Origin of the sequence: Micromonospora sp. 067-2, assembly GCF_046549295.1 — a bacterium.
In the GTDB taxonomy this organism is placed as follows: Bacteria; Actinomycetota; Actinomycetes; order Mycobacteriales; family Micromonosporaceae; genus Micromonospora.
This window is the reverse complement of record NZ_JAJPWB010000001.1, coordinates 437,050-448,921: the sequence shown is the minus strand read 5'-3', so window position 1 is coordinate 448,921 and position 11,872 is coordinate 437,050. Positions and strand designations below refer to the sequence as shown.

The following is an 11,872-nucleotide window of genomic DNA, read 5'->3' as shown; positions in this document are numbered from 1 at the left end:
CCACGCGGGCCGGGGTGATCAGGGTCATGGGTCCCGGCCCGGCCGATCCGTCTACGACGCGCGGTAGTATTACTACGTCTCGTAGTACGGATGGTTGGGGGTTCAGGTGGACGCGTTGGACGTCGCCCGCTGGCAGTTCGGTGTCACCACCGTCTACCACTTTCTCTTCGTGCCGCTGACCATCGGCCTGTCTGTGCTGGTGGCCATCCTGCAGACCATGTGGCACCGCACCGGCAACGAGCGCTACCTCAAGCTCACCAAGTTCTACGGCAAGCTGTTCCTGATCAACTTCGCGATGGGTGTGGTCACCGGCATCGTGCAGGAGTTCCAGTTCGGCATGAACTGGAGCGACTACTCCCGCTTCGTCGGCGACGTCTTCGGCGCGCCCCTGGCCATCGAGGCGCTCGTCGCGTTCTTCCTCGAATCCACCTTCATCGGCCTGTGGATCTTCGGTTGGGACCGGCTGCCCAAGCGGGCGCACCTGGCCAGCATCTGGGCCGCCGCGATCGGCACCAACCTCAGCGCGTACTTCATCCTCGCCGCGAACTCGTTCATGCAGAACCCGGTCGGCTTCCGGATCAACCCAGACACCGGCCGCGCGGAGCTGACCGACTTTCCGGCGGTGCTGACCAACAAGGTCGCCCTGGTCACCTTTCCGCACACCCTGGCCGGGTCGTTCCTGGTCGCCGGGTCGCTGGTCGTGGCCGTCGGTCTGTGGCACGTCATCCGCAACCGCGACTCCGCCGACACCGGCGCCTACCGCTTCGCCACGAAGTTCGGCTCCTGGGTGGTCCTGGTCGCCTCCGCCGCCGTGCTGTTCACCGGCGACATCCAAGGCAAGATCATGACCGATGTGCAGCCGATGAAGATGGCCGCCGCCGAGGGCCTCTACACGACCGAGAGCCCCGCCTCGTTCTCCGTGCTCACCATCGGCAGCCTCGACGGCAGCCGCGAGGTGTTCGCCCTCAAGATCCCGTACCTGCTGTCGTTCCTGGGCACCGGCGACCCGCACGGCACCGTGCAGGGCATCAACGACCTGCAGGCCCAGTACGCCAGCCAGTACGGCGCCGGCAGCTACGCCCCGATCATCCCGGTCACCTACTGGAGCTTCCGCTTCATGATCGCCTTTGGGATGGCCGCCGGTGCGATCGCCCTGCTGGTGCTCTGGACCCAGCGCAAGGGCCGCACACCCACCAGCAGGTGGCTGCTGCGCGCCGGGCTGGCCATGCCGGTGCTGCCGCTGCTGGCCAACTCCTTCGGCTGGATCTTCACCGAGATGGGCCGCCAGCCGTGGATCGTCTTCGGCGAGATGCTCACCCGCAACGGCGTGTCCCGCAGCGTCTCCCTGGCCGAGGTTCTCACCTCGTTCACCGCCTTCACGCTGATCTACGCCACCCTCGCCGTCATCGAGGTCAAGCTGCTGCTGCGCTACGCCCGCGCCGGCGTACCCGACGTCAGCGAGACGCCACCGACCGACGACACCGATGACGCCGAGCGTCCGCTCGCCTTCGCCTACTGAGCACCGGAGGACATCGTGGAACTGACCACCATCTGGTTTCTCCTCGTCGCCGTGCTGTTCACCGGCTACTTCATCCTGGAGGGCTTCGACTTCGGCGTCGGCATGCTGCTGCCCGTGCTCGGCCGCGACGACCGCGAACGCCGCGTTCTGATCAACACCATCGGCCCGGTCTGGGACGGCAACGAGGTGTGGCTGATCACCGCCGCCGGCGCCATGTTCGCCGCCTACCCCGAGTGGTACGCCACCCTCTTCTCCGGTTTCTACCTGCCGCTGCTGCTGATCCTGCTGGCCCTTATCGCTCGCGGGGTGGCCTTCGAGTACCGCCACAAGCGCCCCGAAGCGTCCTGGAAACGCCGCTGGGACACCGCGATCGTGGTCGGCTCGCTGCTGCCGGCGTTCCTGTGGGGCGTCGTGTTCGCCAACATCCTGCGCGGCGTGCCGCTGGACGCCGACCACGAGTACGTCGGTGGCCTGCTCGACCTGCTGCACCCGTACGCCCTGCTCGGCGGCGCGACCACCCTCGCGCTGTTCGCCACCCACGGCGCGGTGTTCCTGGCCCTGAAGACCACCGGCGACATCCGGAAGCGCGCCGGCTCCCTCGCGGTACGCCTCGGAGTCGGCGCCGCCGTGCTCACGGTGGCGTTCCTGGCCTGGACGTTGAGCATCCGCTCCAGCGCCGCCGCCGTCGTGCTCGCCGTCGGCGCGGCCCTCGCCCTGCTCGGTGGCCTCGCCGCCGCCCAGGTACGCCGGGAGGGCTGGGCCTTCGCCGGCACCGCCGTGGCGATCGGCCTGGCCGTGGCGACCCTGTTCGCCGCGCTGTTCCCGAACGTGCTGCCCTCCACCCTGGACGCCGCCGGCACGCTGACGGCCACCAACGCCGCGTCCACCCCGTACACCCTGAAGATCATGACGTGGGTGGCGGTGATCTTCACACCGATCGTGCTGGCCTACCAGGGGTGGACCTACTGGGTGTTCCGCAAGCGCATCGGCGTAGCCAACATCCCCCAGCACTGACGACGGTGTGAGATCGGCCGATAAATTCGCGGGCCGTCGAGAAGTCGCCCCGCTACGGTGTGCCGATGCACGTGCGCGAACTCACCGCCGACGACCTCGACGCCGCCTGGGAGCTGGGCCGTTTCGCCTTCGGGTCCGACCCGCAGCGACCCGCGCACGCCACCGAGGCGGTGCCCGGCATGACCCGTTACGGCGCGTTCGACGACGCGGGCCGGCTCGTCGGCAAGGCCGTCGACCTGCACCACGACCAGTGGTGGTCGGGTCGCAAGGTGTCCGCCGCCGACGTCGGCGGGGTGGCCGTCGCCCCCGAGGCGCGTGGCCGGGGCGTGGCTCGGGCGCTGCTCACCGCCCTGCTGCGGGGCGCCCGCGAGCGGGGGGCGGCGATCAGCGCCCTCTACCCGACCGTCGCCGCCCCCTACCGCGCCGCCGGGTGGGAGTCCGTCGGGGTGCTGCGGACCGTCGACCTGGCCACTGCCGCCCTGCCCCGACGCCGGCCCGCGCCGCAGGTGGCAGTTCGTGCCGGCGCCCCGGGCGACCTGCCGGCCGTCGACGCCCTCTACGAGCGGGTCGCCCGACACCGCAACGGCATGCTCAGCCGGCAGGGCCCGATCTTCGACCACTTCCGCGACCGGCTCACCGCCACCGGCGGGCTACCCGACGACGGGCTCACCCTCGTCGAGGACGCGACCGGCCTGGTCGGCTACGCCAGCTGGCAGCGGGGTCGCGGCTACGGCGCCGACAGCGTCCTGACGCTCAACGACGTCCTCGCCGTGACCGCCGACGCCGCCCGCGAACTCGCCGGTGTGCTCGCCAGCTGGGCCAGTGTCGCCCCGAGGATTCGACTGATCCTGCTCGACGGCGACGCGCTGAGCGCTCACCTTCCGCTGGAGTCGGTCCGCGAGCACGAACGGGATCTGTGGATGCACCGGCCGGTCGACGTCGTGCGCGCCGTGACCGACCGCGGCTGGCCCACCCATGTGCGCGGTAGCGTCGGCTTCGTCCTCGACGACGGCCTCGCCGACTGGAACGCCGGCACCTGGCGGTTGACCGTCGCCGACGGCGCTGCGGAGCTGACCCGGGTCAGCGGCGGGGCCGACCTGCGGCTGGACGTCCGCGGCTTCGCCCTGCTCTACGGCGGCGCCGTCCACGCCCGCTCGGTGGCACAGGCCGGACTGCTGCACCACAGCCCGGGCGCCGACCCGGCCGCCCTGGACCTGCTCGGCGCGGGCGGGCCGGCGCAGTTGCTCGACTACTTCTGATCAGGCCGGGACCGCCGACAGTTCGGCGTTGGCACGGTGCGTGACCAGGATGAGGACCTGGGCGGCCGCGCTCGCCTCGTCGGCCGGGATGTTTCCGTACAGTCGGGCGGTGATGTCCGCGACGGTGGTGGCGACGCGGCGCTGTGTGGCGTGACCGGTGTCGGTGAGGCGCACCCGCGCCTGCGCGCTCGTCGGCGGGCCGTCCTCGAGGTGGGCGAGATCGGCCTCGACGAGCTGGGCGATCACCTGACGCACGGCCGAATCGTCGATCTTGAGGGTGCTGGTGACGCGGTGCACGATCCGCGCGTGCTCGACAGCACCGTCGGCGAGGACGTTGAGCACGAGCACCTGACCGAAGCTGAGCCCCAGTGGGGCTACGGCACGTTCGAGCAGGGCGCGGGTGGCGTAGTGGGCCTGGCCGATGACCTGCCCGTCGAGGGTGGGAGGAATGGACATGGCGACTCCTTCAATACGTTGGCTAGACCAACGTTGGCTCGCCCAACGTAACACGAATCGTGGGTCGAGCCAACGATTCTGGTACGCTGCCGCCATGGAGTCCACCGCTCCGCAGTCACCCGTCGGGCTCCGCACCACCCCGAGCTGGCTGCTCACCCAGACCGCCAGCCACGCGGCTCGCCTCGTCAGCGAGGGCTTCGCCGCGCACGACCTGCGCGGCTACCACTACCGACTGCTCGCCACGCTGGCCGACGAAGGGCCCGCCAGCCAAGCCGACCTGGGCCGGCAGTGCGGAATCGACCGCAGCGACGTCGTGGCGGCCGTCACCGACCTGGCCGGTCGGGGCCTCGTGGTGCGGGCCCCCGACCCGGCCGACCGCCGCCGCAACGTCATCAGCATCACCGACGCCGGAGCCGACGAGGCCCACCGCATGGGCCAGACCCTCGACCGCGTCCAACGCGACCTGCTCGCGCCACTGTCTAGCAGCGAGCGTGAGCAACTGAGCCGACTGCTCACGCTCCTGCTGCGGCACCACACCCGGCCCTGACGGACCCCGCTCACCCCTCAGCGAGCCTCGCGCAGCTCCGCCAGGCGCGCCTCGATCTCGGCCAGCTCGGCGCGCAGCTTGTCCGCCTGCTGCTCCGCCTCGGCCCGCTCGGTGCCGAGGATGTGCTCCACCGCCTCCTGCACACCGGGCACGTCGACCAACGCCACCATCTTCAACGCCTCCGCCGGCTTCACCACGTACGGCTTGGCGAGGGCCTTGCTGCCCTGCTGCGCCGCGACCGTCCACTCACCGTCGGCGTACGCCAGCGTCACGGTGAGGCCCGCGGGGCTCTTCGGCTTGACGGCCTTGACCGCCCGCCGCGCCGGCGGCTTCTCGGTCTGCTCCACCTTCGGCTCCTCCTGCCGCTGCGCGGGCACCCGCGGCGTGTCCAACACGAACTCGGGCTCCGCCACCGCCGGCGGCTCCTGCGGCTCCGGTTTCGGCTCCACCACCCGGCGACCGGCGCCCTTGGGTGCCACGGCCAGATCGGCGGGGGAGAACGGCAGCTCGTCGCGCCCGAAGCGCACCACCAGGAACTCGTCGGACACCGCGGGGTCGGTCAGCTCGACGACCTGACCGACCTGACCGGCGATCTGCCCCGCCGACGCGGTGAACACCACCCGTGGCTTGCGCCCGGCAGCCAACGCCTCCCGCAGGCTCTGCACCTCGTCAGTGGACAAACCTTGGCCGGCATCCATCACAACCCTCTTCCGTACACCTGTTTGATTGCTGTCTTGATACCAGCCGGCTGCGACACCCGCCGCACGGGGCTCGCCCGCTCAGCCGCCCAACGCCCGCAGCGCCCGGTCCGCGTGGTCGTTCATGCTGACCTCGCTGTGGACCACCTCGATGATCCGCCGGTCCGCGCCGATGACGAACGTCATCCGCTTCATGCTCAGCGGCCCCAACGGCAGTCGCCGCCGCACCCCGAACTGCTGCGCCACCACACCGTCGGGATCCGACAGCAGTGGATAGTCGAAGCCGTGCAGCTTCGAGAACTCCGCCTGCTTCGCCACGCTGTCGCGGCTGATGCCCACCCGCGACGCGCCCAGCGCCGCGAACTCCGCCGCCAGGTCCCGGAAGTGGCAGCTCTCCGCCGTGCAGCCCCGCGTCATGGCCGCCGGGTAGAAGAACAGCACCACCGGCCCCGCCGCCAGGAACTCCGACAGCCGCCGGGGCGTGCCCGTCTCGTCCGGCAGCTCGAAGTCCTCCACCACGTCGCCGACACCCACACCCGTCACCGCGCACCTCCGTTGTCCGACCAGACAGGCGGTGAGCGTAAGCGATCACCCCCAGAGCGCCGCCACCTCCTCCGCCACCGCGGCGGCCTGCGCCCGTCCAGCCCGCGCCGATCGGGCCCGCCGCGCCGGATCCAGCACGTTACGGCCGATCGCCGTGCGCGCCGCCGCGTCCGGCGTCACCAACGCGACCCGCGACCCGGCGGCGCGCAGGCCGGCCACCTGCGCCGACAGCCGCGGCATCGGCCCGAACGCCCCCGACGTCGGCGCGATCACCAGCACCCGCCCGGCCTCCGCCGCCAGATCCGCGTTCACCGCCGAGCGCATCCCACCGTCGACGTAACGGCGCGCACCGATCGTCACCGGCGGCCACACCCCGGGCACGGCGCAACTGGCACCCACCGCGTCCACCAGGGACACCCCGCTGCCCGCGTCGAAGACCACGAACTCACCCGAGGACGCGTCCACGGCGGTCACCAGCAGCCGCCGGGCCGGCCACTCCCGCGCCGGCAGGCGGGCCTCGATGACCGCCCGTTGCGACGCCTCCGACGGGGTACGCGCCGCCACCGCCAACGCCCCGATCCGCGCTCGTGACCGCACCGCGTCCCGGGTCCGACCACCGGCCCACACCAGCCGCGCCACCGTCAGCAACCCCAGCCGCGCCGCCACCTGACCCGACGGCGGCGCCAACTGCGCCTCGTACAACTGCTCCAGCGGCGCCCCCGAACACACCTGCGCGCCGACCACCGAGCCCGCCGACGTGCCCACCACCAGATCGGCGTCGGACACCGACACGCCCCGCTCGGCCAGCCCCGCCAACAGCCCCAACTCCCAGGCCACGCCCGTCACCCCGCCACCACCGAGCACCAACGCCCGCTCCATGTGACTCTCCTCTCGAGGACCGACCCGCGCCGGTCACGGTAGCGTCGGCGCGACCACTGCGCAGCCATCGACAACCTCGGGAGGGCACCGTGGCACCCGTCACCGTCGTCACCGGCGGCGGCCGCGGCATCGGCGCGGCCACCGCCCGCCGCCTCGCCGGAGCCGGTCACCACATCGCCCTGTGCTACCGCCGCGACGAGACCGCCGCCGGCGCCGTCCTGACCGAGCTACGCTCCGCCGGCGCACAGGCCATCGCGGTACGCGCCGACACCACCGACCCCGACCAGGTCATCGCCCTGTTCGACGCCGCCGCGCGGCTCGGCCCGCTCACCGGCCTGGTCAACAACGCCGGCGTCACCAGCCCCATCGGGCCCTTCACCGAGCTGCGCGTCGACGACCTGCGCCGCGTCGTCGACGTCAACCTCGTCGGCTACGTCCTCTGCGCCCAGCAGGCCGCCCGCCGGCTGACCGACGGCGGTGCCATCGTCAACGTCTCGTCGGCCGCCGCCACCCTCGGCAGCCCGGGGGAGTACGTGCACTACGCCGCCGTCAAGGCCGCCACCGACACCCTCACCGTCGGCCTGGCCAAGGAGCTCGCCCCGCGGGGAATCCGGGTCAACGCCGTCGCCCCCGGCATCGTGCGCACCGACATCCACGCCGAATCCGGCGTACCCGACCGCGCCGAGCGCGCCGCCGGTCGGATCCCGCTGGGCCGCGCCGGGGAACCCGACGAGATCGCCGCCGCCATCGCCTGGCTGCTCGGCCCGGACGCCTCGTACACCACCGGGACGGTCCTGCGGGTTTCCGGCGGTCTCTGACCCGCCGTCCCCGTCCCACACGTCGGGCTCCGGCCGTCCCCGACCCCGCGTTCACGAAGCCGGAGACGGCCGGGTCCGTCTCAGTGCGTGAAGAGCTTCGCCGCGGTGATGAGGGTCTGCACCACCCCGTAGCCGAGCAGCGCCGCCACCACCAACCAGGAGATCCACAACCGGGCCTGTTGCCCGGATCGGCTGTCGTCGCTCATCGCGTGCCACTCCTCTGCGCCGTCGTGTCCTCGTCCACGTTCCGATCCGCCGCCGGCTCGTGGTAGCGCTGCGGCACCGGGCGTACCAGCAGGTTCGCCACGAAGCCCACGGCCAGCACCCCCACCATGGTGAGCAACGCCGGCCGGTACGCCGCCGCCGTCAACGTGCCCGGTTTGCCCTGGGCGTCGAGGAACCCGTTGACGATCAACGGGCCCGCGATGCCCGCCGCCGACCACGCGGTCAACAACCGGCCGTGGATCGCCCCCACCTGGTACGTGCCGAACAGGTCGCGCAGGTACGCCGGCACCGTGGCGAACCCGCCGCCGTAGAACGACAGGATCACGCACGCCAACAGCACGAACAGTGCCGTGGCGCTCTGCCCGACCAGGGCCAGCAGCGCGTACAACACCATCCCCACACCCAGGTACACCAGGTAGATCGGTTTGCGGCCGATCACGTCCGAGGTGGACGACCACACGAACCGGCCGGCCATGTTGAACAGCGACAGCAGACCCACGAACCCACCGGCCGCGGCGACGCTCACCGCCGAGGTGCCGTTGTCGCGGAAGAAGTCCTGGATCATCGGGCTGGCCTGCTCCAGGATCCCGATGCCCGCCGTCACGTTGCAGAACAGCACCACCCACAGCAGCCAGAACGAGCGGGTCCTCACCGCGTTCGCCGCCGACACGTTCGCCGTGGTCACCAGCGGCTTCGCCGTCACCGTCGCGGGGTCGAAGCCGGCCGGCCGCCAGCCCTCCGCGGGCACCCGCACGTTCGCCACCCCGAACATCATGATCACGAAGTAGCCCAGGCCGAGCGTCACGAACAGCCACACCAGGGCGCTGCCCGACGCCGTCGACCCCGCGTTGGACGGGTCGTAACCCGCGTCGAAGAACGACAGCAGTTGCCGCGACAGGGGGGAGGCCACCATCGCCCCACCACCGAACCCCATGATCGCCAACCCGGTGGCCAGGCCCGGGCGGTCCGGGAACCACTTGATCAACGTGGAGACGGGGGAGATGTACCCGATGCCCAGGCCGATACCGCCGAGCAACCCGTACCCCAGATACAGCAGCCACAGCTGCTTCGTGGCGATACCCAACGACCCCACCAGGAAGCCCGTCGCCCAGAAGCAGGCCGAGACGAACATCGCCTTGCGCGGCCCGTTCGCCTCCACCCACGTCCCGGCGACCGCGGCGGACAAACCCAACATCACGATCGCGATGCTGAAGATCACCCCGATGGCGGTCTGGCTGGCGTCGAAGTGGGCGATCAGCGAATTCTTGTACACGCTGGTCGCGTAGACCTGACCGATGCAGAGGTGGATGGCCAACGCCGCAGGGGGAATGAGCCACCGGCTGTACCCGGGCGGCGCGACGGTGTGCCGACGATCGAGTGCGGAAAGCATGGGGTGCTTCCTCTCCGAGGCGGGCGAGAAACGTCCCCCTCACTTCTCCACACCGCACCGCTGCGGCAAACCTCACCATCGCCGGACGGTCGCTGCGCTGAGCTGAGCGGTCAGTCAACACCCACGCAGCGGTCAGCCAGCCTGCACGAAGGACCGTGACGGCGGCACGTTGGCTTTCGGTGCCGCTCAATGGCAGGGCTTCGTCAGCTACGCGAAGTCTCTCGGCACTGTCGCCTGACCAGCTCGACACGAAAGCCTCCGGATCGTCCCGGGGGCCTTCGCACGTCTGGTCCGCCTCAGGCCGCGACCGCCGCCTCGGCGACCTGCTCGGCGTCGGGACGCAGTTGTGGGGTGGCGAGGGAGACGACGAGGTTGACGATCGCGAACACGGCGGCGATCAACAGCCCACGGTGGAACCCGTCGACCAACGCCTGTTGTTGACTGGCGCCCTGACCGAGCGCGTCGGTGACGTGGGTGATGGACAACGTGGTGACGATGGCCAACCCCAGTGCTCCGCCGACCTGGTACACGGCGGTGACCACACCTGACGCGGCGCCGGCCTCGTGGTGCTCGACGTCGGAGACCGCGGAGATCTGGGCCGGTACGCCGAGCGTGGTGATGCCGAGACCGAACAGCAGCAGGCCGGGCAGCAGTTCGGTGGCGTACGGGCCGGTGGCACCGGCCCCGCCGAGCAGCAACAGGCCGATCACGCTGAGCAGCGCGCCGACGATCTGCAGGGTGCGGGTACCGAGGCGGTGCACCAGTTGGGTGGCGAGGGCGGCGCCGGCGATGGCCGTCGCGCCCATCGGCAGGAACTGCAGGCCGGCGGTCAGTGGCGAGGCGCCGCGCACCTGCTGCAGGTAGAGCGCGGTGAGGAAGAACATCGACAGGAACGCGGCGCCGTTGAGGGCTAACGCTCCACTGGAGACACTCAGCGCCCGGGAGTTGAACAGCCGTAGCGGCACCAGCGGCGCGGGGGAGCGCGCCTCGACGCCGACGAAGACGACCAGCAGCGCCACCCCGCCGATGAGGGCGACGAGCACCTGCGCCGAACCCCAACCGGCTGACTCGGCACGGACCACGCCGAAGACGACGGCGAGCAGACCGGCTGTGCCGAGGACGGCGCCGAGCGCGTCGAACGTCCGCGGCCCGGGCTGGGAGTGCCGAACGGCCGCCACGAAGGTCGGGACGATCGCCACGAGCGCGATGACAATGGGCACGTTGACGAAGAACACCCACCGCCAGCTCAGAGCGTCGACGAGCAGGCCGCCGGCCACCACCCCCAGCGTTCCGCCGAGCCCGGCGAGGGCACCCCAGATGCCCATGGCGATGTTGCGCTCCCGTCCGTGCGCGAACGTGACGGTGAGGATGGCCAGCGCCGCCGGGGACAGCAGCGCGCCGCCGAGCCCCTGCACGGCGCGCGCGGCAATCAGTAGCTCCGGTGTGGCCGCTAGGCCGGCGAGCAGGGACATCGCTCCGAACAGAACGAGGCCGGCGATGAAGACGCGGCGGGCGCCGAGCAGGTCGGCGGCGCGTCCGCCCAGCAGCAGGAAACCACCGAAGAGCAGGGTGTACGCGCTGATCACCCATTGCAGGTCGTCGGCGGTGAAGCTCAGGTCGGTCTGGATGCTGGGCAGCGCCACGTTCACGATCGTCACATCGAGGATGACGATGAACTGCGCTACCGACAGGACCGCCAGTGTCGTCCAGGGACTACGTCGCATTTGCTACCTCACGTGAAGGGGGACGCCGCACAGAGCGTCCGTCTACGCCGTACGCATACAACGTATACCCCAAGTCTACGTAGTAGACTAGCCGCGTGGTGAGTATGAGCAGGAACACCGGAAGCCAGCCCCGACTCGACCCGGACAAGATCGTCGTCAGCGCCCTGGACATCGCCGACACCGAGGGCCTCGGCGCGATCACCATCCGCCGGTTGGCCCAGGAGCACGGTGTCACCCCGATGGCGCTCTACCGGCACTTCCGGGACAAGGACGACCTGCTCGACGCGCTCGCCGCACGCCTGCTCGACGACATTCGCCTGCCCGAGCCCACGACCGCACCCTGGGACGAGCAGATACGTGCCGTGCTGGCCGCCTGCCTCGCCGCGCTGCGCCCACATCCCACCATCGCCGGGCTCGTCCCCACCCGCATCCTGCTCTCCGAGCCGGGCCTGACGCTGGTGGAGCGCACCCTCGCCCTGCTCGCCGAGGCGGGCTACCCACCGGCGCAGGCCACCGAGATCGGCAGTCAGGCCCTCTGCTCCCTGGTGACCCTCGTCGCCACCGAACCGGGCGCCACGGAGAGCACCGACCCCGACACCCGCGACACCGCCGTCCGCGCCAAGCGGGCGGCGCTGCGGGCGCTGGCGCCCCAGCGGTTCCCGCACGTCCTCGCCGCCGCCAACGCGCTCACCCTCTGCGCAGACCGGGACAGCTACTACGACCTGGGCATCGACTTCGCCGTCGCCGGGATACGCGGCATCCGCCCGACGGGCCGTACCACCTGATCGACCTGACCCGCG

At 71.2% G+C, this 11,872-nt stretch carries 13 protein-coding genes; 6 read left to right on the top strand and 7 right to left on the bottom strand.

The features are described 5' to 3' along the window. Positions 1-106: 106 nt before the first annotated feature. The 3 genes from ACLJN9_RS02105 to eis all read left to right on the top strand — a co-directional run bounded on the left by ACLJN9_RS02105 (position 107) and on the right by eis (position 3,792). On the top strand, positions 107-1,519 hold the full coding sequence (locus tag ACLJN9_RS02105; protein WP_410809239.1) for a cytochrome ubiquinol oxidase subunit I: 1,413 nt from the start codon (positions 107-109) through the stop codon (positions 1,517-1,519). Positions 1,520-1,534: 15 nt separating this feature from the next. Continuing rightward, positions 1,535-2,533 carry a cytochrome d ubiquinol oxidase subunit II gene (cydB, locus tag ACLJN9_RS02100; RefSeq protein WP_410809238.1) on the top strand — a complete coding sequence of 333 codons (999 nt, stop codon included), beginning with the start codon at positions 1,535-1,537 and terminating at the stop codon, positions 2,531-2,533. A 65-nt stretch (positions 2,534-2,598) separates the two neighbouring features. Further along, positions 2,599-3,792, top strand: a complete 1,194-nt coding sequence (eis, locus tag ACLJN9_RS02095; RefSeq protein ID WP_410809237.1) for an enhanced intracellular survival protein Eis — start codon at positions 2,599-2,601, stop codon at positions 3,790-3,792. Here eis and ACLJN9_RS02090 read toward each other — a convergent pair whose 3' ends face one another. Further along, positions 3,793-4,248, bottom strand: a complete 456-nt coding sequence (locus tag ACLJN9_RS02090) for a hypothetical protein (protein ID WP_410809236.1) — start codon at positions 4,246-4,248, stop codon at positions 3,793-3,795. It abuts the gene before it with no gap. Positions 4,249-4,342: 94 nt separating this feature from the next. On the opposite strand from ACLJN9_RS02090, the gene ACLJN9_RS02085 reads away from it, so the two are divergent. After that, complete coding sequence (locus ACLJN9_RS02085) at positions 4,343-4,795, top strand: MarR family winged helix-turn-helix transcriptional regulator (RefSeq protein WP_410809235.1); 453 nt, start codon at positions 4,343-4,345, stop codon at positions 4,793-4,795. Positions 4,796-4,812: 17 nt separating this feature from the next. Here ACLJN9_RS02085 and ACLJN9_RS02080 read toward each other — a convergent pair whose 3' ends face one another. The 3 genes from ACLJN9_RS02080 to ACLJN9_RS02070 all read right to left on the bottom strand — a co-directional run bounded on the left by ACLJN9_RS02080 (position 4,813) and on the right by ACLJN9_RS02070 (position 6,915). Beyond that, complete coding sequence (locus ACLJN9_RS02080) at positions 4,813-5,493, bottom strand: hypothetical protein (RefSeq protein WP_410809234.1); 681 nt, start codon at positions 5,491-5,493, stop codon at positions 4,813-4,815. Positions 5,494-5,574: 81 nt separating this feature from the next. Next, a complete protein-coding gene (locus ACLJN9_RS02075) occupies positions 5,575-6,036 on the bottom strand; it encodes a peroxiredoxin (protein WP_410809233.1) in 462 nt (153 codons plus the stop codon). 45 nt (positions 6,037-6,081) lie between these two features. Beyond that, positions 6,082-6,915 carry a patatin-like phospholipase family protein gene (locus ACLJN9_RS02070; protein WP_410809232.1) on the bottom strand — a complete coding sequence of 278 codons (834 nt, stop codon included), beginning with the start codon at positions 6,913-6,915 and terminating at the stop codon, positions 6,082-6,084. Between the two features lie 89 nt (positions 6,916-7,004). Here ACLJN9_RS02070 and ACLJN9_RS02065 point away from each other — a divergent pair, with 89 nt between their 5' ends. Further along, the gene (locus tag ACLJN9_RS02065) at positions 7,005-7,733 is read left to right on the top strand and encodes an SDR family NAD(P)-dependent oxidoreductase (protein WP_410809231.1); all 729 of its coding nucleotides are present in this window, start codon (positions 7,005-7,007) and stop codon (positions 7,731-7,733) included. Between the two features lie 80 nt (positions 7,734-7,813). On the opposite strand, the gene ACLJN9_RS02060 is transcribed toward ACLJN9_RS02065, so the two are convergent. The 3 genes from ACLJN9_RS02060 to ACLJN9_RS02050 all read right to left on the bottom strand — a co-directional run bounded on the left by ACLJN9_RS02060 (position 7,814) and on the right by ACLJN9_RS02050 (position 11,072). Further along, positions 7,814-7,939: a hypothetical protein gene (locus ACLJN9_RS02060; RefSeq protein WP_410809230.1), complete on the bottom strand. Its 126-nt coding sequence runs from the start codon at positions 7,937-7,939 to the stop codon at positions 7,814-7,816. Continuing rightward, positions 7,936-9,348, bottom strand: coding sequence for an OFA family MFS transporter (locus ACLJN9_RS02055; RefSeq protein WP_410809229.1), 1,413 nt, complete (start codon positions 9,346-9,348; stop codon positions 7,936-7,938). The genes ACLJN9_RS02060 and ACLJN9_RS02055 overlap by 4 nt, the downstream gene beginning before the upstream one ends. A 296-nt stretch (positions 9,349-9,644) precedes the next feature. Next, positions 9,645-11,072, bottom strand: a complete 1,428-nt coding sequence (locus ACLJN9_RS02050) for a DHA2 family efflux MFS transporter permease subunit (RefSeq protein ID WP_410809228.1) — start codon at positions 11,070-11,072, stop codon at positions 9,645-9,647. A gap of 104 nt (positions 11,073-11,176) precedes the next feature. Here ACLJN9_RS02050 and ACLJN9_RS02045 point away from each other — a divergent pair, with 104 nt between their 5' ends. After that, positions 11,177-11,857, top strand: a complete 681-nt coding sequence (locus ACLJN9_RS02045; RefSeq protein ID WP_410809523.1) for a TetR/AcrR family transcriptional regulator — start codon at positions 11,177-11,179, stop codon at positions 11,855-11,857. Positions 11,858-11,872: the final 15 nt, after the last annotated feature.